18 protein-coding genes are annotated in these 23,431 nt (G+C 39.2%); 10 read left to right on the plus strand and 8 right to left on the minus strand.

Annotated features, from left to right (window positions below):
• Positions 1-63: 63 nt before the first annotated feature.
• The gene (locus FZF08_RS27175; RefSeq protein ID WP_159476433.1) at positions 64-3,240 is read left to right on the plus strand and encodes an efflux RND transporter permease subunit; all 3,177 of its coding nucleotides are present in this window, start codon (positions 64-66) and stop codon (positions 3,238-3,240) included.
• Positions 3,241-3,304: 64 nt separating this feature from the next.
• Here FZF08_RS27175 and FZF08_RS27180 read toward each other — a convergent pair whose 3' ends face one another.
• A complete protein-coding gene (locus tag FZF08_RS27180) occupies positions 3,305-3,838 on the minus strand; it encodes a YceI family protein (protein WP_159476436.1) in 534 nt (177 codons plus the stop codon).
• Between the two features lie 164 nt (positions 3,839-4,002).
• Here FZF08_RS27180 and FZF08_RS27185 point away from each other — a divergent pair, with 164 nt between their 5' ends.
• Positions 4,003-4,710: a GNAT family N-acetyltransferase gene (locus FZF08_RS27185; protein ID WP_159476439.1), complete on the plus strand. Its 708-nt coding sequence runs from the start codon at positions 4,003-4,005 to the stop codon at positions 4,708-4,710.
• A 661-nt stretch (positions 4,711-5,371) separates the two neighbouring features.
• On the plus strand, positions 5,372-5,707 hold the full coding sequence (locus FZF08_RS27190; protein ID WP_229216717.1) for a hypothetical protein: 336 nt from the start codon (positions 5,372-5,374) through the stop codon (positions 5,705-5,707).
• A gap of 6 nt (positions 5,708-5,713) precedes the next feature.
• Here FZF08_RS27190 and FZF08_RS27195 read toward each other — a convergent pair whose 3' ends face one another.
• A complete protein-coding gene (locus FZF08_RS27195; protein ID WP_159476441.1) occupies positions 5,714-6,817 on the minus strand; it encodes a Fic family protein in 1,104 nt (367 codons plus the stop codon).
• Positions 6,818-7,276: 459 nt separating this feature from the next.
• Here FZF08_RS27195 and FZF08_RS27200 point away from each other — a divergent pair, with 459 nt between their 5' ends.
• On the plus strand, positions 7,277-7,675 hold the full coding sequence (locus FZF08_RS27200) for a RidA family protein (RefSeq protein WP_159476444.1): 399 nt from the start codon (positions 7,277-7,279) through the stop codon (positions 7,673-7,675).
• A gap of 32 nt (positions 7,676-7,707) precedes the next feature.
• Here the strand turns inward: FZF08_RS27200 and FZF08_RS27205 are convergent, their stop codons facing one another.
• Both FZF08_RS27205 and FZF08_RS27210 read right to left on the minus strand, forming a co-directional pair.
• Entirely contained in the window at positions 7,708-8,874 is a 1,167-nt protein-coding gene (locus tag FZF08_RS27205; RefSeq protein ID WP_159476447.1) for a glycosyltransferase family 87 protein, read from the minus strand.
• Positions 8,875-9,095: 221 nt separating this feature from the next.
• Positions 9,096-9,941 (minus strand): sugar phosphate isomerase/epimerase, encoded by an 846-nt coding sequence (locus tag FZF08_RS27210; protein ID WP_159476452.1) that lies wholly within the window; start codon positions 9,939-9,941, stop codon positions 9,096-9,098.
• 222 nt (positions 9,942-10,163) lie between these two features.
• Here FZF08_RS27210 and FZF08_RS27215 point away from each other — a divergent pair, with 222 nt between their 5' ends.
• From FZF08_RS27215 to FZF08_RS27225, 3 genes are read left to right on the plus strand one after another with little or no spacing between them, the layout of a single operon-like run.
• Positions 10,164-12,929: a M14 metallopeptidase family protein gene (locus FZF08_RS27215; RefSeq protein WP_159476455.1), complete on the plus strand. Its 2,766-nt coding sequence runs from the start codon at positions 10,164-10,166 to the stop codon at positions 12,927-12,929.
• Positions 12,930-12,983: 54 nt separating this feature from the next.
• On the plus strand, positions 12,984-14,315 hold the full coding sequence (locus FZF08_RS27220; protein ID WP_159476458.1) for a TldD/PmbA family protein: 1,332 nt from the start codon (positions 12,984-12,986) through the stop codon (positions 14,313-14,315).
• Between the two features lie 55 nt (positions 14,316-14,370).
• The gene (locus FZF08_RS27225) at positions 14,371-16,014 is read left to right on the plus strand and encodes a TldD/PmbA family protein (RefSeq protein ID WP_159476461.1); all 1,644 of its coding nucleotides are present in this window, start codon (positions 14,371-14,373) and stop codon (positions 16,012-16,014) included.
• A 204-nt stretch (positions 16,015-16,218) separates the two neighbouring features.
• Here FZF08_RS27225 and FZF08_RS27230 read toward each other — a convergent pair whose 3' ends face one another.
• A complete protein-coding gene (locus FZF08_RS27230) occupies positions 16,219-16,731 on the minus strand; it encodes a molybdopterin-dependent oxidoreductase (protein ID WP_159476464.1) in 513 nt (170 codons plus the stop codon).
• 762 nt (positions 16,732-17,493) lie between these two features.
• Between FZF08_RS27230 and FZF08_RS27235 the strand changes: the two genes are divergently transcribed.
• Positions 17,494-17,862 (plus strand): BlaI/MecI/CopY family transcriptional regulator, encoded by a 369-nt coding sequence (locus FZF08_RS27235; protein WP_159476467.1) that lies wholly within the window; start codon positions 17,494-17,496, stop codon positions 17,860-17,862.
• A gap of 13 nt (positions 17,863-17,875) precedes the next feature.
• Positions 17,876-19,180 (plus strand): M56 family metallopeptidase, encoded by a 1,305-nt coding sequence (locus tag FZF08_RS27240; RefSeq protein ID WP_159476475.1) that lies wholly within the window; start codon positions 17,876-17,878, stop codon positions 19,178-19,180.
• A gap of 240 nt (positions 19,181-19,420) precedes the next feature.
• Here FZF08_RS27240 and FZF08_RS27245 read toward each other — a convergent pair whose 3' ends face one another.
• Positions 19,421-19,813, minus strand: coding sequence for a LytTR family DNA-binding domain-containing protein (locus FZF08_RS27245; protein ID WP_159476480.1), 393 nt, complete (start codon positions 19,811-19,813; stop codon positions 19,421-19,423).
• 603 nt (positions 19,814-20,416) lie between these two features.
• Here FZF08_RS27245 and FZF08_RS27250 point away from each other — a divergent pair.
• The gene (locus FZF08_RS27250; RefSeq protein ID WP_159476484.1) at positions 20,417-22,084 is read left to right on the plus strand and encodes a glycosyltransferase family 39 protein; all 1,668 of its coding nucleotides are present in this window, start codon (positions 20,417-20,419) and stop codon (positions 22,082-22,084) included.
• An 11-nt stretch (positions 22,085-22,095) separates the two neighbouring features.
• On the opposite strand, the gene FZF08_RS27255 is transcribed toward FZF08_RS27250, so the two are convergent.
• Together FZF08_RS27255 and FZF08_RS27260 are read right to left on the minus strand one after the other, a co-directional pair.
• A complete protein-coding gene (locus FZF08_RS27255; RefSeq protein WP_159476490.1) occupies positions 22,096-22,689 on the minus strand; it encodes an outer membrane beta-barrel protein in 594 nt (197 codons plus the stop codon).
• A 66-nt stretch (positions 22,690-22,755) separates the two neighbouring features.
• Positions 22,756-23,427, minus strand: a complete 672-nt coding sequence (locus FZF08_RS27260) for a CAP domain-containing protein (RefSeq protein WP_159476495.1) — start codon at positions 23,425-23,427, stop codon at positions 22,756-22,758.
• Positions 23,428-23,431: the final 4 nt, after the last annotated feature.

Consider the following 23,431-nt stretch of genomic DNA (forward strand, 5'->3'; position numbering starts at 1 on the left):
AAATGCCTTATGTAAATTGTCAACTAAAATATAAGTTTCCTATTTCTTTACCTTTACTCTATCATGAATTTAATTCTCTTAGCATTAAGGAAACCCATTACCATCATGGTAATTGTGGCGACCATGCTGTTTTTTGGGATCAATGCACTCCGCACGATCAAGATTGATATTTTCCCAAAACTTGATATGCCGGTTTTGTATATATCCCACCCGTTTGGAGGTTATACGCCTAACCAGATGGAAACCTTTTTTGCCAAACCATACATCAACCTTCTTTTGTATGTAAATGGTATCAAAAGTATTGAAACCAAAAATATTCAGGGATTAACTTTAATCAAGGTGAATTTTTACCCGGGTACCAATATGGCCCAGGCTGCTGCTGAAGTGAGCGCCTCTTGTAACCGGGCACAGGCAATTTTCCCCCCGGGTTCTTCGCCACCTTTTATTCTCCGTTTTGATGCTTCAACACTGCCTATCGGTGAGCTTATTGTAAGTAGTGATGTTAGAGGAAATAATGAGCTTCTGGATCTTGCCAATACTTATGTAAGGTCTTCATTTACAACGATTCCAGGCCTGGTTTCAGCGCCTCCTTTTGGTGGAAATATCAGGACTATCGTTATCAAAGCAGATCCTGCGTTGCTTCGTTCACATAATATGACTCCGGACCAATTGGTGGAAGCTATCAGGATCAATAACCAGACTGCACCTTCCGGAAATGTGCGGATGGGGAGCAAAAATTATATCACACCTACGAACACAACGATTCATAACATCAAGGATTTTGCCGATATTCCTTTGTTTAAAGGGGGCGTTCAAAATCTTTATCTGCGTGATGTGGCCACCGTTGAAGATGCTGCCGATATCACAGTTGGTTATGGATTGGTTAACGGCAAACGCTCTGTTTATCTCAGTATTGCCAAAAGTGCGGATGCATCGACGTGGGAAGTGGTACAAAAATTGAAAGCCAATCTGCCGAAAATGCAGGCTTTGCTTCCGGCAGATGTGCAACTTACTTATGAATTTGACCAGTCCGTTTACGTAATTAATTCGGTTAAAAGTCTTGTCACAGAAGGAGCGCTTGGTGCAGTTTTAACAGGCTTGATGGTACTGCTTTTTCTGGGTGATCCACGAGGTGCTTTAATTGTAATTTTAACGATTCCGACTTCCATCATCGCCGGTGTTTTGTTCCTGAATTTATTTGGGCAAACCATCAACATCATGACTTTGAGTGGTCTGGCACTTGCCATCGGGATTTTGGTTGATGAAAGTACGGTAACAATTGAGAATATTCACCAGCATCTCGACATGGGAAAACCCAAGCGGCTGGCCATCTGGGATGCCTGTCGGGAAATTGCCTTTCCAAAACTGCTCATCCTTTTTTGTATTCTCGCAGTATTTGCGCCTGCCTTTACCATGGGCGGTATTCCCGGATCGCTTTTTCTCCCGCTGGCCCTTGCGATCGGTTTTAGTATGATTATTTCGTATTTTCTCTCCCAGACTTTTGTACCCGTAATGGCCAACTGGATTATGAAAGGACATAAAGCCAAAGCAGATGACGCGCCGGAAGAAAAATTGTCACGGTTTGAAAAACTTCGTTTACGTTTTTTAAGATTCGTCGACCGGACCTTGCCTCTCAGAAGACCTATCGTTATTTCTTATTTGGTCGTCACCATTGCGCTAACCGCTCTTTTACTTTCCATTATTGGAAAAGATGTACTTCCGAAGGTGAATGGCTCACAATTTCAGGTAAGGCTCCGGGCCGCGGAAGGTACACGTATTGAAAGAACAGAAGAGAAAACGCTGGGCATGATCCAGATCATCAAAAATATTGTCGGTCCTGAAAATGTTTCTGTAACTTCTGCCTATGTTGGGCAGCATCCGGCACTTTTTTCTTCCAACCCTATTTATCTCTGGATGGCAGGGCCGCAGGAAGCTGTTTTACAGGTTGCCCTTGAAGAAGGTTTCAAGACTAATCTTGATGCGTTAAAAGAAAAGATACGGAGCAAAGTTCATGATTCTATCCCGGATGTAAGTCTTTCTTTTGAGCCTATGGAATTGACTGACAAGATTTTAAGTCAGGGATCTCCAACGCCTGTGGAAATTCGTTTTGGTGGCAGAAATAAAAAGCTTAATGAGCAGTATGCCAAAAAGCTTATGGTTGAACTTGCAAAAATCAGTTATATACGTGATATTCAATTGGGGCAATCAAACAAATATCCTGCTATTAATATCGAAGTAGATCGCGTTCGTGCCGCTCAGCTGGGAACAGATATGACCGATGTTTCGAGATCCATGACCGCATCAACATCGTCTTCCCGGTATACAGACAAAAATATCTGGGTGGATGAAAAGAGTGGTTTGAGTTATAGTGTTCAGGTTCAGATTCCTGAAAATCAGATGAACTCACTGGAAGAAATAGGGGAGATTCCGTTATTGAAAAATACAAGCAGACCAGTTTTAAGTGATATAGCGACGATCAAACTTGACACAACGTATGGCGAAAATGATAATCTGGGAGCTTTACCGATATTAACAGTCACGGCCAATCTGAATGACAAAGATTTGGGTGCTGCGACTGTCGATGTGCAAAAAGCAATTACCGCACTTGGAGAACTTCCAAGAGGAATTACTGTGGAACAAATCGGGATGAGCTCTACATTGACGGATACATTAAGCAGTTTGCAAAACGGACTTCTGGTTGCCATTGTGGTGATATTTTTAATGCTAGCCGCTAATTTCCAGTCATTCAGAGTGTCAGCGATTATTTTAACAACTGTTCCGGCGGTAATTCTGGGTGCTCTTGCGATGTTGCTTTTGACAGGATCGACCCTGAACCTGCAATCGTATATGGGAATTATCATGTCTGTCGGGGTTTCCATTTCCAATGCGGTACTTTTGATTACCAATGCAGAACAGCTTCGGCTGGTTAATGGCAATGCGTTAGCCTCGGCCAAAGAAGCCGCGGCGCTTCGGATGCGGCCAATTGTGATGACTTCTCTTGCGATGGTTGTGGGTATGTTGCCAATGGCCAGCGGACTTGGCGAGGCAGGTGACCAGTCTTCTCCATTGGGTAGGGCCGTAGTTGGCGGACTTATCGCTTCTACTTTTGCGGCGCTCTTTATTTTACCGCTGGTATTTGCCTGGGGACAGAAAAATGCGTCTATAGCATCGGTTTCACTGGAAGCTAATGACGAGGAAAGTATGGAATTTATGGCCTTGAATCCGGATAAGATTCATTGATAAAAAAAACAGCACTGCAAAAGCTATTAAGCCAATGTAGTGCTGTTCTTTTATGCAATGAGTACTAAACTTGTTTTGCGATCTGGATATTGGCAATCACTTTAATGTTTTCGCCCAACGCAAGTCCGCCGGTTTCAGTAAGGGAGTTGAAAGTAACACCGAAATCTTTGCGATTTACAGTTCCTGTTACTTCAAATCCAACTTTAATATTGCCATACTGATCTTTTTCAGTTCCACCATATTCTGCTTCCAGTTCCACTTCTTTTGTAACACCTTTCATTGTAAGATTGCCGATCAGGTTGAATAAATCACCTTTCGCTTTTTTGAAAGAAGTTGAAACGAAAGTGATTTCAGGAAATGCTGCTGCATCAAAAAAATCTGCTCCTTTCAAATGTTCGTCACGGCCTTCCTGACTTGTGTAAACGCTGTTTACATCCATAGAAAATTCTATTTTTGCATCTTCAAACTGATCATTTTCGGTAGTAGCCTGACCGCTGAAAGACGTAAATGCACCTGTAACAGTGGAAATAACAAGATGTTTTACTTTAAATTGTACTTCGGAGTGAAGTTTATCAACAACCCATGTAGTTTGTGACATTTTTTGAAAAAGTTAATGTTAATTTTACTTATTGAGACTCGTTTAAGGAGACAAATAAAATGGTAACCTCAAATATACACATCAAAGGTAGGTCTATAAAATCAGTATAGTAATAGGCCTATACTATTGTATAGTGACATAAATTGATTTGACAAAAACTCTCTATGCATTCTGATTCGTATAAAATTCTGGACAATCCTGTTTGGCACGCGTTACAGACAGTGCACCAAAACTTTGCTTTGGGAACAACCAATATTAGTCGCTACCAACCTGGAACATTGCAAATCCTGGGTTGTGAAAATCCTGAAAAAGCGGATCTAAATACTTTACGTCCGTGGGTATCGGAAGGTGAAAAGCTGTTCATGGTTGGCAAACTTGCTGCTCCGGCATCTGGCTGGACAATCAGCAGGAGACTGGATTGCATTCAGATGGTTTGCGAAAACAACGAAAGCCTGATCCTTGAACCTACCGAAGAAATCATTACGCTTACCGAAGCTGATCGACCTGAAATACTTGAATTGATAAATCTGGTACAGCCGGGATATTTCTATAAGGATACGCCGTTGCTTGGAAATTATTTCGGGATCAGAAAAGATAATAAAATCGTTGCGATGGCGGGAGAAAGATTCCGGATGACTGGATTTTCAGAAATCAGTGCCGTCGCTACGCATCCGTTACACACAGGAAATAGGTATGCGCAAATGCTGGTCAGCCATGTAGCAAAAAGTATAATGAATGAAGGTGCTGTTCCATTTCTTCATTTTATAAATACCAATGCAAGAGCTGGTAAAGTATACGAATTTTTGGGGTTCAGAGAACGCAGGGTTATTCCTTTTTGGGAGCTTATTGTGGAACCATTAAAGTTGAAATAATCCATGTTAAAATCAGATATGCATAGGATTAAGTTAAATAATACTTATGCAATATTCTTAAATGTATTGCATCATAAATTTCGGTTTATTGTAAGAAATATCTTAATATTAGATCAAATATTACAATGCAATCGACTCATTGCAATAATTAATTCTTAAATGAGATGAAGTATTAACTGGAACATTTACAAATGCGATGGTTATAAATTCGGATATCTACAATAATCGTAGTAATTTTACTACAAGTCTTACTAGCTAAGACTGTGAGAAATATTTAGTAAAAGAGCTTCGGATTTTCCGGAGCTTTTTCTTTGCTTTAACTTTCTATAAATCTGCAACTTATCTTTATATAATTTTAAAAGAATAAAGTTTAAGATTCAGAATTGCGTTACTGCAAATATTTTAGAAGGTTTTGCGTATATAGTATTCAGTTCAAAAAAAGGATTTAGAAAAAATAAAAAAATTGAATTATTTACCGATAGTTACTAATTTATTTTAATTAGGTTCAGTATTTTTTTTGACTGCCGTATAAAAACATGAATTGAAGAATATTTATGGCAAGCCGTCTGTCAGTTTTATTGAAAAAATTATAATCCAAATCTGGCTTGTTTACGGGCATTATTTGTAACTTTAAATAATCAAACCCTCAACGAACATACAAGTGAATAAGTCAAACATCTTCGTATACACAGAACTTTCCAAACTAGTAAGCAGTCTAAGTAGTAATATTTTACTTTCAAAGCAATATTTAAGATCTCAGGCAGCTTATTTCAATATCATAGTCCCCAAATATTTCTCCGATACGCTAAGTCCGGAGTGGGAAAGTATTACAATCCAGATTAAGAAAATGGGCCCGAAATTTGACAAAGATGGAAAGCTGACTGCAAACGCAATCATTAATACTATTGATCAAATGACTTCGGAGGAATGTATTTCACTTGCTATGCGGGTGATCAGCCTTTACGATAAAGTCCGGATTGAGTTTGAGAAGGCGTGATTTAGTCTAAATGGGAAGTAAATAACTTACACTGCGACCGCCGCCGGTTAGTAGTAACGCTTGTATTTCAACCAGATGTTGAAGATCCCTTGTAGCCGTGGATTTTGAGGTTTTGGTGATGCTCATATATTTTTTTGCCGTCATTCCCCCTGTAAAGCCATCTGGACCGGATTCGAGCATTTTCTGAATAGCTTTGGCCTGACGTTCATTAAATTTGTTTTTAAATTGATCATAAAACTTTGTTTTCTGTAAAGTGAAAGTCAATATTTTTCTTGCTTCCACTTGTGCGTCAAAGATCACTTGAACAAAGTAATGGATCCAGGCCGTAATTTCGTTATTACCCTGTGCTTTTTCCAAGGCACTGTAATATGATTTTCGGTCTGCTTCAATGCTACGTGACAGGCTTAACATGACAGGACGTCCCATAGTTTGGGATAAGGCTTTTTCTGCTAAAACTCTTCCAATACGTCCATTGCCATCCTCAAAAGGATGAATTGATTCAAAAAATAGATGAACAATGGCTGAACGAACAGGTCCTCTTTTGATTTCTTTGCTGCCACCAGGCGCTGTTGCGTTAAACCATTTTATAAATCTCTCCATCTCTTGTGGAACCTGTTGAGAAGGAGGGGCTTCGAAATGCACTTTTTCTCTTCCTATTGTTCCTGAAATAACCTGCATCGGTTCCATTCCTTTTCGCCATGTTCCTGAGTTGATTGTTTTATTTTCACTTAGCAACATCTCATGCCAGGCGAAAAGCTTTTCCTCTGTTAGTAAATTGGCATAGGTTTTACGGACATCAACCATCAGTGTACTTACCCCTTTGGCTCGCTTGTCTTTTACTATCTGCGGCCCGGAATTTAGTCCCAAATTATTTCTGATGGAAAAAACTACATCCTGGCGACTGATGTACTCGCCTTCAATTTCCGAGGTTTTAATGGCTTCCGAAACCAATATATCAAGTAGGTTTTCTGTTTTCACATGCTCAGGAGCGGCTTGCAGGATTCCTGAAATATTTCCGGTCTCTTCTGCAAAAGATAATAGCAAATCTTCTAAGTCCGAAAGGTTGTAAACGAAATCCGGCCATTCTGGTTGCTGCCAATTATAAGTCATGAGCCAATTAATTTTCCTATTCGGCTCAAATATAAGAAAATTATGAGCCGAATAGGTAATTTATTCGGCTCATAATTTTCCTATTTTCATTTAAAGCTGCTATAATCTTAACCCGTATGAACAGGCCCTCCATCAATAATGTACTCAGCACTTTTAAGATATGCCGTAGGTGGAGAGGCCGAAAATGCAAGCAGTTGAGCAACTTCTTTCGATTCTGCAAAACAGCTATAAAGCCTTTTGTGTAAACACTTAAAGTAGATTTTGCAGGAGCATAAGTCAGAGTTTATTCATACAGTGGAAATAAACTCTGAACGTGTTGAGGAAAATAATTCAATTGAGATAAATTCTTCCCTATTCTTTGAGTAAAAAAGTGTTAACTGGAAAATCGGTGAGTGATACTTTTGTAGCTTTGCTTGTAAGCAGAAGCTGAAATAACCTGATTTTTAATCGACAATATATATGAATCCGGGAATCAAAATTATAAAAACAGACAAAGCCGCACCGGCGGGTGGGCACTATGTACAGGCAACTGTATTTAATGGACAAATTTATATTTCAGGGCAGTTACCTGTAACGGCCGAAGGCCAGCACACTTTTCATGAATCTTTTGAAATACAGGCCAGACAAGCCATGAGAAATTTGTTGGCTATTCTTGAATCGGCAGGCGGAAATGCCTCTGATTTACTGAAAGTTACAGTTTATCTTGTTGGTGTCAAGCATTGGCCTGAGTTCAATATTATCTACGCGGAAATGCTGGGTGAGACGAAACCGGCACGTTCTGTTGTTCCTGTGCCGGAGCTGCATCATGGCTATATGATCGAAATTGACGCAATTGCCATAGTGCCCTCTGACTCGTAGTGATCATAGTAAGATAACAATTGTCTATTTTCTTACACTGGAAGATTTTCTGTTTTATTTGACGGTATGAACAGCTGAATTTGGACAATAAGCCAAATTAAAAGACAGGGTAGAACTCTTACTACCAGTGGTGGAATTGTTTCGTCAATGGGCCATGAGGATGGAAAGAAATCCCTGTTTACCAAAACACAAAAAGCCAGAACAAAAATGGATAGAGGTTTCCACCACCAGTTTTGATCGCTTTTGTTGGCAACAAAGAAAATTGCCGCACCCATGATGGCGATAATGTAAGTAGGAGATTCAGAAGCGTGATTAAAAAGTATTACCCATAAAAAAGCATAAGCCAGCAAAAGCAATCTTTGTTTTTGCGTTTTATAATCACCGCTTAGCCAGGTCCATCCCATTGTGATGGCAAACAGAATAACTCCCAGGAGCTGGACCTTACTAAGATCATTTTCTGTAAAAGATGGCATTGCCAATTTCATCATCCCCATAACAGAAGATCCAAAATTAACTTTATGGTCGTCAATCAGGCAGGTGATCCAGTTTTGATATACTTGCTGAAAGTAATCCAGTCCGGTAAACGGGAAGGGAAGAAGTGTTAGCGCTGCCAGCCATAAAATTGAATAAATGAAGTACTTTTTCTTTTCGGGATAAAAGAGAAAAAGCACGGCGAAAACAAGACCATACCCTTTGATGCAAAAGGCCAGTAACGGGAAAACGGCAGCCCATTTTGGCTTTGCCTTTTCCAGAAAAATAAAGGTAAATAATCCAAGCCCGGCTATAATGGAATTTGTTTGCTGACTGTGCAGGTTATTAAGCAATTCAATCAATACGAACCAATACATAAATACCTTCGCTTTTTCCGTAACAGGCATCATTCTGACCGCATAATAAATTAAAAGCGAACTGATAGCGGTCCACAAGATCAGCGATAAGGAAACCGGTATCAAACTTAACGGACTAAAAAAAACGGGGAATGCGGGGTGATACAAAAATATATCATAATACTCCGAAGGATATTCCAGATAAAGATTTTTGTGATCAAGAAGATGGAAAAACGACTGCCTGTAAATTATCAGATTATTATATCGACGAGGTCCCTGATTATAAAAAACTAAACTTATTACAAGGCTTAAAAGCAAATAAACGGAAAGAATTATTCTCTCTTTTGAGAAAAATCGTAATGCACTTTTCATTGTTAGGGATAATAGATATTTCTCAAAAGTAGTAATAACTTTTGGCCGTTAGCAGTCTGCTCTGGCAGGCAACGAATTTATAATGTATAGCTAATGTTGGAAACTCAGGATTTTTTGAAATTAGCGCTTGTTATATTCCTTTATCTGAAAAACAAAACGGGCTGATAATACATCTAAATTGATGCGTTATCAGCCTATTCTTAAAAAAATTAAAGCAATAATTACTTTAATTTTTTGACTTCGGTATTATAATATTTTGTGGCTTCCCGAACGGAATTCAGATTACTCGGTTTTTGGGTTTCATCCTTTTCAATATAAATGTTTCCTCGGAAATCCTGTTTTTTTAGCTCAGCGAAAATGCCAGGAAAATCTATAACGCCGGTACCAACCGTGACGTCTGAAAGTTTAGGATTATTAAATGCAGCGATATCTTTCAAATGTATCGCGATGATATGTCCTTTCAATTTTTTGATTGCATCCAACGGGTCAACACCACTTTTTGGCCAGTGACCAAGATCCGCACAAGCTCCAAAATTCGGATGGTTTTTGATAGCCGCCAGCACAGAATCCGGATGCCAGTAAGCGCTGACACCCTTCCAGTGTTCGTGAATGGCCACCTTCATACCATAAACACCTGCAAGACTGTCGATGCTGTTCCACATGCTCACGGGCGGTTCCGCACTAACGAACTTCACCCCGAAAGTTTTTGCGATTTCAAATTCTTTTTTCCAGGAATCTACCGTTTTACCACCTCCAATATAAATGGACTCAATTTTTATGCCCTTTTCAGTAACGAGTTTTTTCAACTTCTTAATTCCCGATGGAGATAGTTGCGAAATCAGACTGTCTTTCAATTCCGGCCCTGATTTATGGAAAGTCATTCCTTCAATATAACGGAGTCCGGCGCTGTCTACTTTTTCGACTGCATCCGGAAAGTTATAAGTGTGAAAGGTATACATGGCAACGCCTAGTTTCCAGTCGTCGGTTGCTTTTGTTTTTCTTTGGGCAAAGGATGAGGAAATAATAAAAATCAGCAGGAAAGTAAGAAACGAAGAACTTGATTTCATATTCAGCGATCAGGATGTAATGGTTTTTTTAAATCTAGTAATAAATTAATTTCTATTGACAAATTAGCTTATTTCAACTTTCTCAAATTGTAACTAAGTGATGATTAAAGAAAATAAATATTTGGTTTATCGTCAAAAATAAAGCATTTTTAAAAGTAGTATTCCGAAAATACCTCATTAATCTATTGATTTCACTCCAAATACCTAACTTAATCTACCGTAATGAAAATTTGCCATTATTTTTTATTATTATTCCTGTTTTTAAATTTTACATCATTCGCCCAGAAGATTCCAACGCCTAAAGAACATTTTGGATTCAATATCGGGGACGACTATCATTTGGCTTCCTACGCTCAGTCGGAAGCCTATTATTTAAAAGTCGCAGCCGCCTCCAATCGTGTAAAAGTGGTGGACATTGGTTTGACAGAAGAAGGTCGGCATCAATATATGCTTATCGTATCTTCTCCTGAAAATCTTAAAAAGCTTGATCGCTACAAAGAAATTTCCCAGAAGCTCGCTCACGCTGAAGGCATTACTCCCGAAGCCGCCAAGCTTTTGGCAAAGGAAGGAAAACCGGTGATTTGGATTGACGGCGGACTTCATGCCACGGAAACGGTTGGAGCGCATCAGCTGATAGAAACATATTACCAGCTCGTTAGCAGAACAGATCCTGAAACCATGGCGATACTGGACAATGTGATTATTCTTCTTTCACAGGTAAATCCTGATGGTCAGGAACTTGTCTCAAACTGGTACATGAAAGATACGGATGATAAAAAGCGGAATATGAAAATTCCGAGGTTGTATCAAAAGTATGTAGGACATGATAACAACCGGGATTTCTACATGAATAATATGAAGGAAACCACCAATATTTCTCGTCAGCAGTACATTGAATGGATGCCTCAAATTATTTATAATCATCACCAGACAGGGCCGGATGGCAGCGTTTTAGCTGGTCCGCCTTACCGTGATCCGTTCAATCATGTTTTTGATCCTATGATTATTACTGGTCTTGACGCTGTTGCGGCCGCTATGATCAACAGGCTAAATGTAGAAGACAAACCGGGTTATACACGTTTATCAGGTTCAAATTATTCAACCTGGTGGAACGGCGGACTTAGGACTGCACCTTATTTTCACAACCAGATCGGTATTTTGACAGAAATAATTGGCGGGCCAACGCCTTCAAAAATTCCATTGGTTCCGGAAAGACTGATTCCTGATAATTCTACACCGTTTCCGGTAACGCCGCAGGATTGGAAATTCAGACAGTCCATCGATTATTCGGTATCACTTAATTATGCAGTTTTTGATTTTGCCAGAAGATCGGGCGATGAGTTGCTTTTCAATATTTACAAAATGGGAAAAAATGCCATTGATCGCGGAAACATGGATCATTGGACTATGCTTCCAAAATTTTCTGCATCGGTAACTTCTGCTTATGAAGCGGATAAAAAAGTTGTGAAAAAAGATACGGCAGCTGCAAAAAGGGATTCTCTTCTGGCTGCGAGAAGTGATGAATATGGCCCGGGACCGGGAGTTCCTGTTAAGTTTTTTGATGCGGTTTATAAAGATCCTGCACTGAGAGATCCGCGCGGTTATATCATTTCCACCAAACAACCTGATTTTCCAACGGCTGTTAAATTTCTTAATTCCTTAATTAAATCCGGAATTCAGGTGCATATCGCAACGGCTGATTTTTCGGTTGAAGGGAAAAATTATCCGGCCGGTTCTTATATTGTAAAAACGAACCAGGCTTTCCGTCCGCACGTACTTGATATGTTTGAACCTCAGGATCATCCGAATGATTTCCAATATCCGGGCGGCCCTCCCTTGAAACCGTACGACGTAGCAGGCTGGACGCTAGCCTATCAAATGGGTGTAAGATTCGACCGGATTTTGAATGGATTTGATGGACCATTTACAGCAATTCCTTATGGTGAATTACAAAAACCAAAGGCTGATAAATTGCCTGATACCAAAGCAGGATATGTTTTAAGCAGTCAGAATAATGACGCTTTTACTACGGTGAATAATTTATTGAAAGCGAAAGTACCGGTGTCCAGGATCACAGAATCTTCGGCAACTATTCCGGCAGGTTCGTTTCTAATTGGAGCAAAGGGAAAAGCATTACTTGAAAAAGCGGTTACGGATTATGGAATTAAAGTGACAACTCCATCGACTAAACCAGCTAAAACGACACAAATCACAGCTTCCAGAATTGCACTTTTTGACCAGTATGGTGGTTCAATGCCATCAGGCTGGGTACGTTGGCTTTTAGAACAAAATAATTTTGCTTTTACGGTGATCTATCCAAAGGATATTGATTCGGCAGATCTTCATTCCAAATACGATGTAATCTTGTTTATGGGTGGAGGAATTCCTTCGGTAACTGCAAAATCGGCAGATCTGGCAAAAAGATCAAGAGATCCGAAAGCTTCGGAAATACCTGCGGAATTCCGTCCCTGGCTTGGATATCTGACAGCAGAAAAATCTATCCCTGCTTTAAAGAAATTCATGGAAGATGGCGGATCGGTGGTAACGGTCGGAAGCAGCACGGCATTGGCTTATCATCTGAAACTTCCTGTTCACAGCGCACTGGTTGAAATGAATAAAGGTGAAGAAAAACCACTTCCAGGCGACAAATACTATATTCCCGGAAGTATTTTACAGGTTGCCGTTGACACAACAAATAAGGCAAACTGGGGTATGGGTTCAACGGCAGATATGGTTTTCAGCAGCAGTCCTGTTTTCAAACTGGATCCGGATGCAGCTTTGAAGGGTGTGAATCCGTTGGCCTGGGTTTCTGGCAAAAAATCTCTTCGCAGTGGCTGGGCCTGGGGCATTTCTTATCTGGACGGCGGTGTGGTTTCATTTGAAGCAAAAGTTGGAAAAGGAAAACTTTATGCCTTCGGGCCTGAGATCATTTTCAGAGCTCAGTCGCACAGCACTTTCAAGCTTTTGTTTAACGAGCTTTATAAATAATCGGGGTTGTTAACTGGTTAATCCTACAATTTTTGTTTCAAAAAGTTTAGCAAAATGGGCATATTATCACAGCAGGAAGCAAAAAAGATTATTGACAAGGTTTTGTCTTTTTCAAAGGCAGATGAAATGAGCGTTAGCCTGAGCGGGGAAAATGTCGGAAACATACGGTATGCCAGAAATTCCGTAAGTACCAGCGGTGACTCCCGAAATGTATCCTTAGCCGTAACTGCGGTTTTCGGTAAAAGAACGGGCACCGCGACGATCAATGAATTTGACGAAGAATCGATCAAGAAAACGGTAGCAAGGGCAGAAGAACTTGCAAAACTGGCACCGGAAAATCCGGAATATGTAAGTATGCTTGGTCCGCAGAAATATCCTGAAACCAAATCTTACTCGGATAATACTGCCAATATTGACCCGGATAAAAGAGCACAAATTGCCTTGGACAGCATCGACCTTTGTAGAAAGAAATCCGTTGTGGCGGCCGGTTATCTGGAAGACTCTGCCGGATTTAAGGCCATTGGAAATAGTAAAGGCCTTTTTGGGTATTATAAAACCACATCCGTTGATTATTCAATAACAGTCCGTACGGAAGATGCAAAGGGTTCCGGTTATGTGGTGCGTGATTTTAATGATGTTTCCAAACTAAACAGTGCGTCGCTTACTCAAACGGCACTGCAAAAGGCTATGGCTTCCACGGCAGCACAAGCGATTGAACCTGGAAGATATACGGTCATTTTAGAACCTACGGCAGCTGCGGAACTGATGCGCAATATGATGTCGAATATGGATGCCAGAAGCGCGGATGAAGGAAGAAGTTTTTTGTCAAAAAAAGGAGGCGGAAACCGGTTGGGAGAAAAGCTTTTTGACGAAAGAATCACCATTTATTCTGATCCGATGGACATTGATATTCCGGGTTCTCCGTTTGTAATTGGTGATAATACCGTCGACGGAAGAGCGCAGGAAAAGGTGGTATGGATTGAAAAGGGTGTTGTCAAAAACATGTTTTACTCACGCTTTTGGGCTGAGAAAAAAGGCGTAAAAGCGATTGCCGCTCCATCGGGATTTATATTTGAAGGAGGTACAGAATCGATTGCTGACCTGATAAAAAGTACACAAAAAGGGATTCTGGTCACGCGTTTCTGGTATATCCGTGATGTGGATCGCCAGACGCTTTTGTACACAGGACTAACACGTGACGGTACTTTTTATATTGAGGATGGAAAGATCAAGTTTCCTGTCAAAAACTTCCGCTTCAATGAAAGTCCGATTGTGATGCTCAATAATATTGAGGCGATGGGAAAACCGATGCGTTCGGGCGGTAACATGATTCCGCCGATGAAAATCCGAGATTTTACATTTACAAGCTTGTCGGATGCTGTTTGATTTAATATCAACAAGATAGCCGGTCTTATTTTTCAACCTCAAATAAAATAGTGTTTTGAATAGAAGAGATTTTATCCAGCAAGCCAGTATCGCAGCCGGTGCTTTTATAATTCCGGTACTTACACCCGGTGGAAGATCGGTTGCCAGTGAGGCATTATTGGAACCAGGACTTGACGTGATCGTCAAAAAAAGATTGGCCGATGCGGGACTTAATGCCGCCACTGCCAAGGGCGCGTCATATGCTGATATTAGAATTGGCAGATATCTCAACCAGTTTGTCATTACCCGTGAAGACAAAGTTCAGAGTATCGTTAATACAGAATCATACGGAGTAGGCGTGCGTGTGATCGTGAATGGCTGTTGGGGATTTGCATCCTTAGGTGAAGCAAAAACGGAAACTGAGGTGGCCAAAACGGCTGAAATTGCAGTTGCGATTGCTAAAGCCAATGCAAAACTTTTGGCAGAACCGGTGCAGCTGGCCGTGCAAAAAGGTTTTGGTGAGGTTAGCTATAAAACCCCGATTATTAAAAATCTGTTCGAGGTTCCGATCAAGGAAAAGGTTGATCTGCTGATGGCTGTAAACGGAGCCGCTCAGAAAAACGGAGCAGATTATGTGAATTCACAGCTGTTTATGGTAAACGAACAGAAATACTTCGCATCCACGGATGGTTCTTACATTGATCAGGATATTCACAGGCTTTGGCCGACTTTTACGGTAACAGGAATTGATAAAGCCAGCGGACAATTCCAAACCAGAAATTCTCTGGGAACGGCGAAGGCGATGGGTTACGAATATCTCGAAAGTAAACCTGCTGACAGTATCACCGGCAGGAAAACGACATTGTTCAACAGTCGTTATGATATGATCGATGATGCCACTTTGGCGGCTGTTCAGGTGAAGGAAAAAATAAAGGCAAAATCGGTTGAACCGGGGAAATATGATCTGGTACTTGATCCGACGCATCTTCGTTTAACCATTCATGAGTCTGTCGGACATGCTACCGAATTGGATAGGGTTTTGGGCTACGAAGCCAATTTTGCCGGTACTTCTTTTGCGACAATGGACAAATGGAAATCCAAAAACTTTAACTACGGAAGCAAGATCGTAAACTTTTTTGCCGACAAAATTCAGCCTGGTTCGATGGGTGCTGTTGGTTGGGATGATGAAGGTGTGAAAAGTAAAAAGTGGGATTTGATAAAAGACGGTATTCTGGTTAATTATCAGGCCACGCGTGATCAGGTGCATATGATCGGGGAGACGGAATCGCACGGTTGTTCGTATGCCGATAGCTGGAATTCGGTACAGTTTCAGAGAATGCCGAATGTTTCTTTGGCACCTCAAAAGGAAAAATTATCGTTTGAGGAAATGATAAAAGATGTCAAAAAAGGAATTTATATTGTCGGTTATGGATCTTTTTCAATTGATCAGCAACGATATAATTTCCAGTTTGGAGGACAGCTTTTCTACGAAATTAAAAACGGGGAAATTGTGGGGATGCTGAAAGATGTGGCTTATCAATCCAATACCCAGGAGTTCTGGAATAGCTGTGTGAAAATATGTGACGACAGTGATTTTCGTGTGGAAGGATCTTTCTTTGATGGAAAAGGCCAGCCTTCACAAAGCAGCTGTGTCTCTCATGGAAGTTCCACTTCACGCTTTGATGGGGCAAATGTGATCAATACGGCAAGGAAAGTTTGATACTGGCAATGACTAAAGCCTGGGAATTGGCGGGCTGCTTACTACCCAGGGTTGAAACCCTGGGTTAATTTTATGGAGACACATTGACCGAGATCAAAAAATCATGCAAAGTACCTAACCCAAGGTTTTAACCTTGGGTCTCCGGGCTATCTGAGATGCTCCTGGCTTTGGCCAAAGCCAGCATCTTTATTACAAAGCTACCTATCAATCCTTAGCAAAAACAACCTTTATCGACTGTACCTCCCGGATCCAACGCGCCTGTTTTTTATCATTGGGAGTTATAATCCGGAAAGGACCTTCACCATTTGGCAGCGGTTGCCCGTCTTTTTCTGTTGCAAGCATGATCACCTGATCCGTAAATTCAGGATCAATTTCCGGTAAGGAATAAATTACTTCATATCCATCCGCAGCTTTAATCAAAACATATTTTGCCAGATTTTTACCTCTCAATTTTCCGCCGGTTGTGACACCTGCTTTTTCGAAAACCTCAATGAGTGCAACTCCTCTAAATTCATGCTCTTTCCCGTCCTTATCTTTTACTTTATGGCTGATCTGCTTATAAGCCGACAAATCCTGAACTGAAAGATTAAGTGGTATGGTTACTTCACCCGAAACTGTAATACTACTTGTATTTTGAGAAAAACCAGAAACTGAAATGCATAAAAGGCAGATCTGAAGCAATTTGGATTTGTAATAATGAGATTTTAATAAATACATATTATTAAGATTTTAAGGTTAAATGCAGATTGGTAATGAAGGACGGTTTGGATAACATGGATAGAAATGAGATTATAGATGTTTTTTCATCCTTTGTCGATATGTCTAAGTGGATATATCGACAAATATAGAGACTCTTTTATACTAACAGTTTTTTGCTATCCTAATCCGGTGACCAAACTTTTTTATTGTTCTGTTTAAGAACAGTATATATCTGTTTTAAAAATAAATATGGCCTGTAATTTTTTGAATTTTTTAAATTAATATAAAATGAAAATATCTGAAAAGTACAAAATTTTCTATTTGAGATGGATATTTTGTAACCTATTGTAAGAAAATATTTTTTATTGTAAATAGCTGTTAATCAGCAACTAAAATTTTTATTACCAAAAAAGAAGATAAGTATATTACCGTTAACTAAGTTTTGTATTGCCGGTTAATAAATAATTTATAGACTTGTATTATAAAATCCTCCTTTATCAATGGTAAGTGGAAATGTCAGCTGTAAAAAGCTGACATTTTTTATAAGTACCTTTTACACACTGCAGAGCAATGAGCTTTTGAAATTTTTAGATTTTTATAATTTCGACCAGATCTTTTCCCTGAAATAACTGCAATATTCTATAACCAAATTCACCTGATAAAATTTTCTGTAACATAAATACGAGGTTTTTTTTAAAATAACTATTTAATTAGTTGTTAGAACTAATTAAATAGTAGTATATTTGACGTATCTATTTCAGACTTGTTTAAGTGCAAAAAATGAAATCACTAACCCGGGCAGAAGAAGAAGTGATGAGGATATTATGGCAGCTAAAAAAAGCTTTCGTAAAGGATATTATTGCTGAAATGAAAGATCCCATACCCGCTTATAATACGATTTCAACCGTTATCAGAATTTTGGAAAAGAAGGAGGTCGTAGGTTATAAGGTATATGGAAACACACATCAGTATTTTCCTTTGATCAGCGAAGAAGAATATAAACGGCAGGAAATGAAACAAATGATAGCCAGCTATTTTGACAATTCCATACCCAACATGGTTTCGTTTCTTGTTAAGGATAACGACCTCGATGTCAGCGATCTGGATGAACTGCTGAAACTTATAAAAGAACATAAAAGCAAGAAATAACCCTGAAATCGCGATGGAAAATCTGATTTATCTGGCAAAAATGAACTTGTACTGGATCATACTGTACGCTTGTTTCTGGTTATTTTTCAGAAAACATACTTTTTTCAGACTCAACCGATTTTATCTTTTAGGAACTTTGCTTGCAGCCATGTTTCTTCCACTGATCCCTATAACTGAAACTACTACCGAAAATATTCCTGGGGGCGTATATACTATATCGGTAAGTACGGTTTTACAGGTCGAAAGACAGATCTCCAGTGAAATTACAGACTGGGTCTTTTTCATTTTCATGATCTATCTGGCAGGAGTTATTTTCATGTCTTTCAATATGCTTAAAGGATTAACGGATCTTTTTTATTTTATCAAAAAAGGAGAGCCTCTCAGGTTTGAAGATCACACCCTGGTGTTATTACCTCAGCAAGCCAGTGAGCATAGTAAGACAGGTTCCTTTTCATTTTTTAAATGGCTTGTTGTTACCAGAAATGATTACGAAAATTGCCTGGAAAACGTACTCAGACATGAAATGGTACATATCCGGCAGAAGCACAGCGTTGATATTATGATCGTTGAATTCCTGAAAATTATATTCTGGTTTAATCCGGTATTGTGGTTTTATAAAATTTCAATGCAGCATATTCATGAATTCCTGGCTGATGTATCTGCTTCCGATCCGGAAGATTATGCAATTTTTCTTATTTCGTATTCTTTTAATGCTCCTGCCCAGACATTATCAAATCCGTTTTTTAATTCTTCTCTACTAAAAATTCGAATCAAAATGATGTTTCAAAATCGTACGCCATGTTGGTTATTAAGTAAATACATGATAATTTTCCCAGTTATTGGTTTGTTAATTATTCTCACTGCTGCGAGAGAACCATTAACCAAAATTTCGGATTTAGGTGTTAAAATCATTGAAAATAATCGTTCTGTGCAGGTCGAGAGATCAGTAGAAAAACCGGAACCTTTGAGGCAGCTTAAAATTGAAAAACCAGACAAAAAATTGAAGACAGCATCCAGTGATACTTTGCCAGAAAAGTCAGGTTTGACCAGTGATTTTAAAATTGCATTTTATTACAGTACAAACTTCAGTTACTCATTTTACAGGGGGTTTTCAAACAACGACAGTAGTGCAGGAAAAAAGGAAAATTATTTAACTGCGAAGATTGCTCCTTTTCAGACCATCTCGGAAATAGGACGATTTTTGAGGAAATCTATTGATTTTTCAGAGGATAGTCCACCGAAATTAAAATTGGGGTCGTACAGGTTAGGATTTGGGAGAAGGATTCCAACCGATTCTGTAAAAACCGAAAAACCCTGATAGGAAAAAACCGGAAAAATGACCTGATTTTTAATGTAAATTTTAAATTAAAATTCGGCGAAAAATTTCAGGTTTAATGAAGGATTCATAGTTTTTGTATCCGTGTAAGTAAAATGAACAGGAATCTAATCAGTATACTAAGTTGTTCTAAATCATGACTTTGTCTGATTATTAAAAGAGAAATTCCTGTTCACTTCGTCCAATTAGGCTACTAGTGCAGAAAAACCCGCAACCACCTAATCAACCGACATTAAGATATTCTCCAGCGAGTGTTTCCTGAATTTCCACAATTCTTCTCCGTGCAATTGGTAGTTGTTTGCCACCGTTCAGTACAACCCTGTCCGGATTAATACGAGCCAAAAGGTGCATCGGATTAATCATGTATGACTTATGTATACGCAAAAATCCTGCATTTAGAATTTTCTGGATGGCTTTCATCGTCTTGGAAATAAGATAACGCTTGCCCTGTGTCGTGTATACGTAGGTGTAATTCCCGTCTCCCTGAAGATACACGATTTCATGGAATTCGAGCAATAGTATTTTACAACCCAGGTGTACATTAATTACATTTCCCGTTTTTTTAATTGCTGAAATTGTCATGTTTTCAAAGGGCTGGTTTAATAATGTTTTCATCACGTTTTTAAGATTAAGACCCATTTGCAGGGCCGGGTTAATAAAAATTTTTGATCCAAATAGTGTTTTAGAAATTAATTAAGTTTTGTAAAAAAGCTGACAGCTAACACATCCTTCCGGATGGTAATAGGTTAGTCGTGATGGAATGGGAGGGAGGTAACAAGAATTAAGTTTTTTCGGAAAATTTTTTAAACCAAGTCCGGGAGGGTGGCGTATTCTTTTTGAATAAATAGTCTTAAAATCAAATGTAATGATTTTTATAGCGCTATATATCAGTCTGTTGTTGTGGAGGTATTTATTTTTTTTGACTTTTTCTGCTGAAATATTTTCTCAATAAATCAGCCTCGTAAAGTTTTTTTTCTGAGAAAAACTGGTTTTAACCATAATCCTGAATAACCCGGCTTTGGCATAAATTTTTATCCTTTAAGCGTGGTCAGTTGAAAGCTGTTTGCAATACTTTCAAATTTTTTTTAGAACACACTGCATTAATCCGACAAGACGTTGCGTACATGCTAATGTTATCATTTTGTAATCAATGATTTTGACCGAAATTTTACTCCTTTTAAACGGTTAACATTGAACAGAAATACGAAAACTCAGCTTATGAAAACAACCGAACTTTCTTTGCAGCGATATTTTCCATGGTTACTAATAATCGGGATATTACTGAATATGCCCGGTTTGTGGCTCGATGTAATGGAACCGGATGGTGCTTTGTATGCCACAATTGCCAAACACATCGTGCTTCACAATGACTGGATTAATTTATTCGGAGACGGTCACGACTGGCTTGATAAGCCTCATTTTCCGTTCTGGATGGCTGCTGTCAGTTATAAGCTCTTTGGCATTAGTGGTTTCGCATATAAGTTTCCGGCATTCGTTTTCTGGCTGGTAAGTCTTTTTTATACCTATGTCACTGCCCGGGATTTATTCAATGCCACCGTGGCCAAAATCGCATTATTGCTTTATACAGTTGCATTACACAGTACACTGGCCAATTTTGATGTACGGGCAGAACCGTATTTGACGGCATGCACCATTGCAGCCGTTTGGCATATGCTCAATATTTATAAGGGCAAACACTGGATTCATATCGTTGCGGCTGCTTTTTTTATCGCTTGTGCAGTCATGACAAAAGGGATTTTTATTCTTATAACCATAGGCTCGGGATGGTTTATTTTCTTGGTTATCACGAAACAGTGGAGACAGTTCCTGAATTACCGCTGGTGGGTTATGATGGGGCTTTCTTTTATTTTTATTCTACCCGAATTATATAGTTTATATGTCCAGTTTGACCTGCATCCCGAGAAAGTAGTCTTCGGCAGAACCAATGTTTCCGGCCTTCGTTTTTTTTTCTGGGATAGTCAGTTTGGGCGGTTTTTTAACACGGGTCCCATTAAAGGAAGTGGAGATCTCAGCTTCTTTTTACACACAACTTTATGGGCATTTTTGCCTTGGTCGGCCGGTTTGGTGGGAGGATTGGTGTATTTATTCCGGTATGAAAGAGACAAGAATTCACTAAGATGGATTCTTTATGGCAGTTCTCTGGTTACATTTTTACTATTTTCTTTATCAAAATTTCAGCTGCCGCATTATATCGTTATAGAATTTCCCTACTTCGCTATAATCACTGCCTACTTTTTATATCAAAAAGCAAATGATCCGGTCCTTGACTGGTTTGCCAAGATTCAAAGTGGACTTTTGTATATTTTATGCGGTTTGATCTTGTATCTATTTTACATCACGGACATACAAAATGCCTGGATCGGAGCTGTACTGGCTGTTTCGATTGCGATCATTTCTGCGTTTTTGAGGGATAAAATTGTGTTGAGGAAGATACTTTTCCGGGGATATGCCACTGCTTTAATGTTGTATATTTTTCTATTTGTTTTCTTCTATCCTTTTTTACTTCAATACCAGTCAGGCGCAAGTGCTGCCAGGCTAATTTCTCAAAAAGAGGATGATATTCCAGTGGCTTCCTATCAATCATTTTCCTACGCTTTCGAGTTTTATACACCGGCGGGAGTAAATCTTATCAAAAGCAGCAATCAGCTGGATGATTTTATTGATGATCAAAATCCCTGTTATTTGTACACCTCTGCTGCGGTAGGAGATAGTCTGATCCGGTCAGGAGTAGATGCTGAAATCGTTTCCGCCTCGAAAAATTTCCATATTACAAAACTTAAAATGGGATTTCTGGATCACAAAAAGAGAGGGCAGGCACTTGAAACAAGATACCTGCTCTACATCAATGAAACCGATTTCGACTAACGGATTTTGCCTTAAAACGAATAACCAATTCCAACACGACCGCCCGAGTTGATCATACTTCGTCTGGATCCCTGGTGTGAACCCGCAATGCCAATGAATGCATGTCTTTCCAAAAATGGATTGACAAAAATGGAAACATTCCTGAATTTATATTTTAAACCGGCACCCAATCCAAATCCGATACCTGATTGTTTGTTAATATCATTTTCCTTTTTATCAATCTCTGTATCGATAAGCGCACCACCGTTGATAAAAAGATATCTCAAAAATGTTAAATGTGCATATACAGGGATGGAGATAAGTTTGGCTGTTTTCTGATTGTAGGGAATCGTTACATCAGGATTGTCCACGTAATCAAGTTTGAAATGATAATTTGAATATTCAATTCCAGTTTCAATTGTAATAATCTTAGTGCTTTTCATAAGATATCTTATTCCAAAGGAACTTGATGCTACCGGTTTGTATCCGGCTCCACCAACGACATCTCCATTATACACAGGTTCCGGATTTGAAAGTGCATAAGTCAGAAATAACGTATTGTCATTTTGAGCGAAACAGGCAGAATTTAATAAAAGTAGCAGACTTAAAAAGAAGAGGTTTTTCATAACAATTTGAGTAAAATTTAAATTACTAATATTGGTGTTAAGATAGTGTATGTCAGTGACATTCTATCATTTTTCTCCACCAAAATTTTGAACCAGTCGTCCATAAGGTGCACGTCTTTCCTGGTAAGGAGCGGGGCTTAGTCTGGCTGCACATCCTAAATAAGTATATTGTTTATTTAAAAGATTTGCGCGGTGTGGTTTAGATTCCATCCATTTGCTAACACAATAGTGGGCATAATCTGCATAGGTGTAGGGTTGGCAAACGATATTTTCTTCTATATCAATATATTCATATCGACGTTTTTGGGAATCCCAGTGGGCGCCAAACCATTGTTTTGTAATCAATGTCTGATACTGTCCGATGTTTTCTGCCGTCCGCATAAAACGTTTGGTGATCAACTCAATCCTTTTATCAGCGGTTCTTTCAAAACCGCTGTATGGATTTCTGTGATTATAGAAATTGTTGACGATCATCGAACGTGCATGGTTGGATGAAGATAGATATAAGCTAAAATCATAGTTGAAAATCGGTATTCCGTTTTTTCGACGGGCTTCGTTGCTGGCCTGGAAGATAGCCGCATCCAGTAATAAAGTATCTGGCGCAGTTAGAGGAATGATTTGCTGTAATTTTGGTAAGGCGAAAAAGTCCTCATCCGTCATTCCGTAATACCCGAGCTTGCCACTGTTGAGGAGTGAATATACATCCAAAAATAATCCAAAGATTATAAAATATCGCATGGCG

Source organism: Dyadobacter sp. 3J3 (assembly GCF_009801115.1).
Taxonomy (GTDB): Bacteria; Bacteroidota; Bacteroidia; order Cytophagales; family Spirosomataceae; genus Dyadobacter.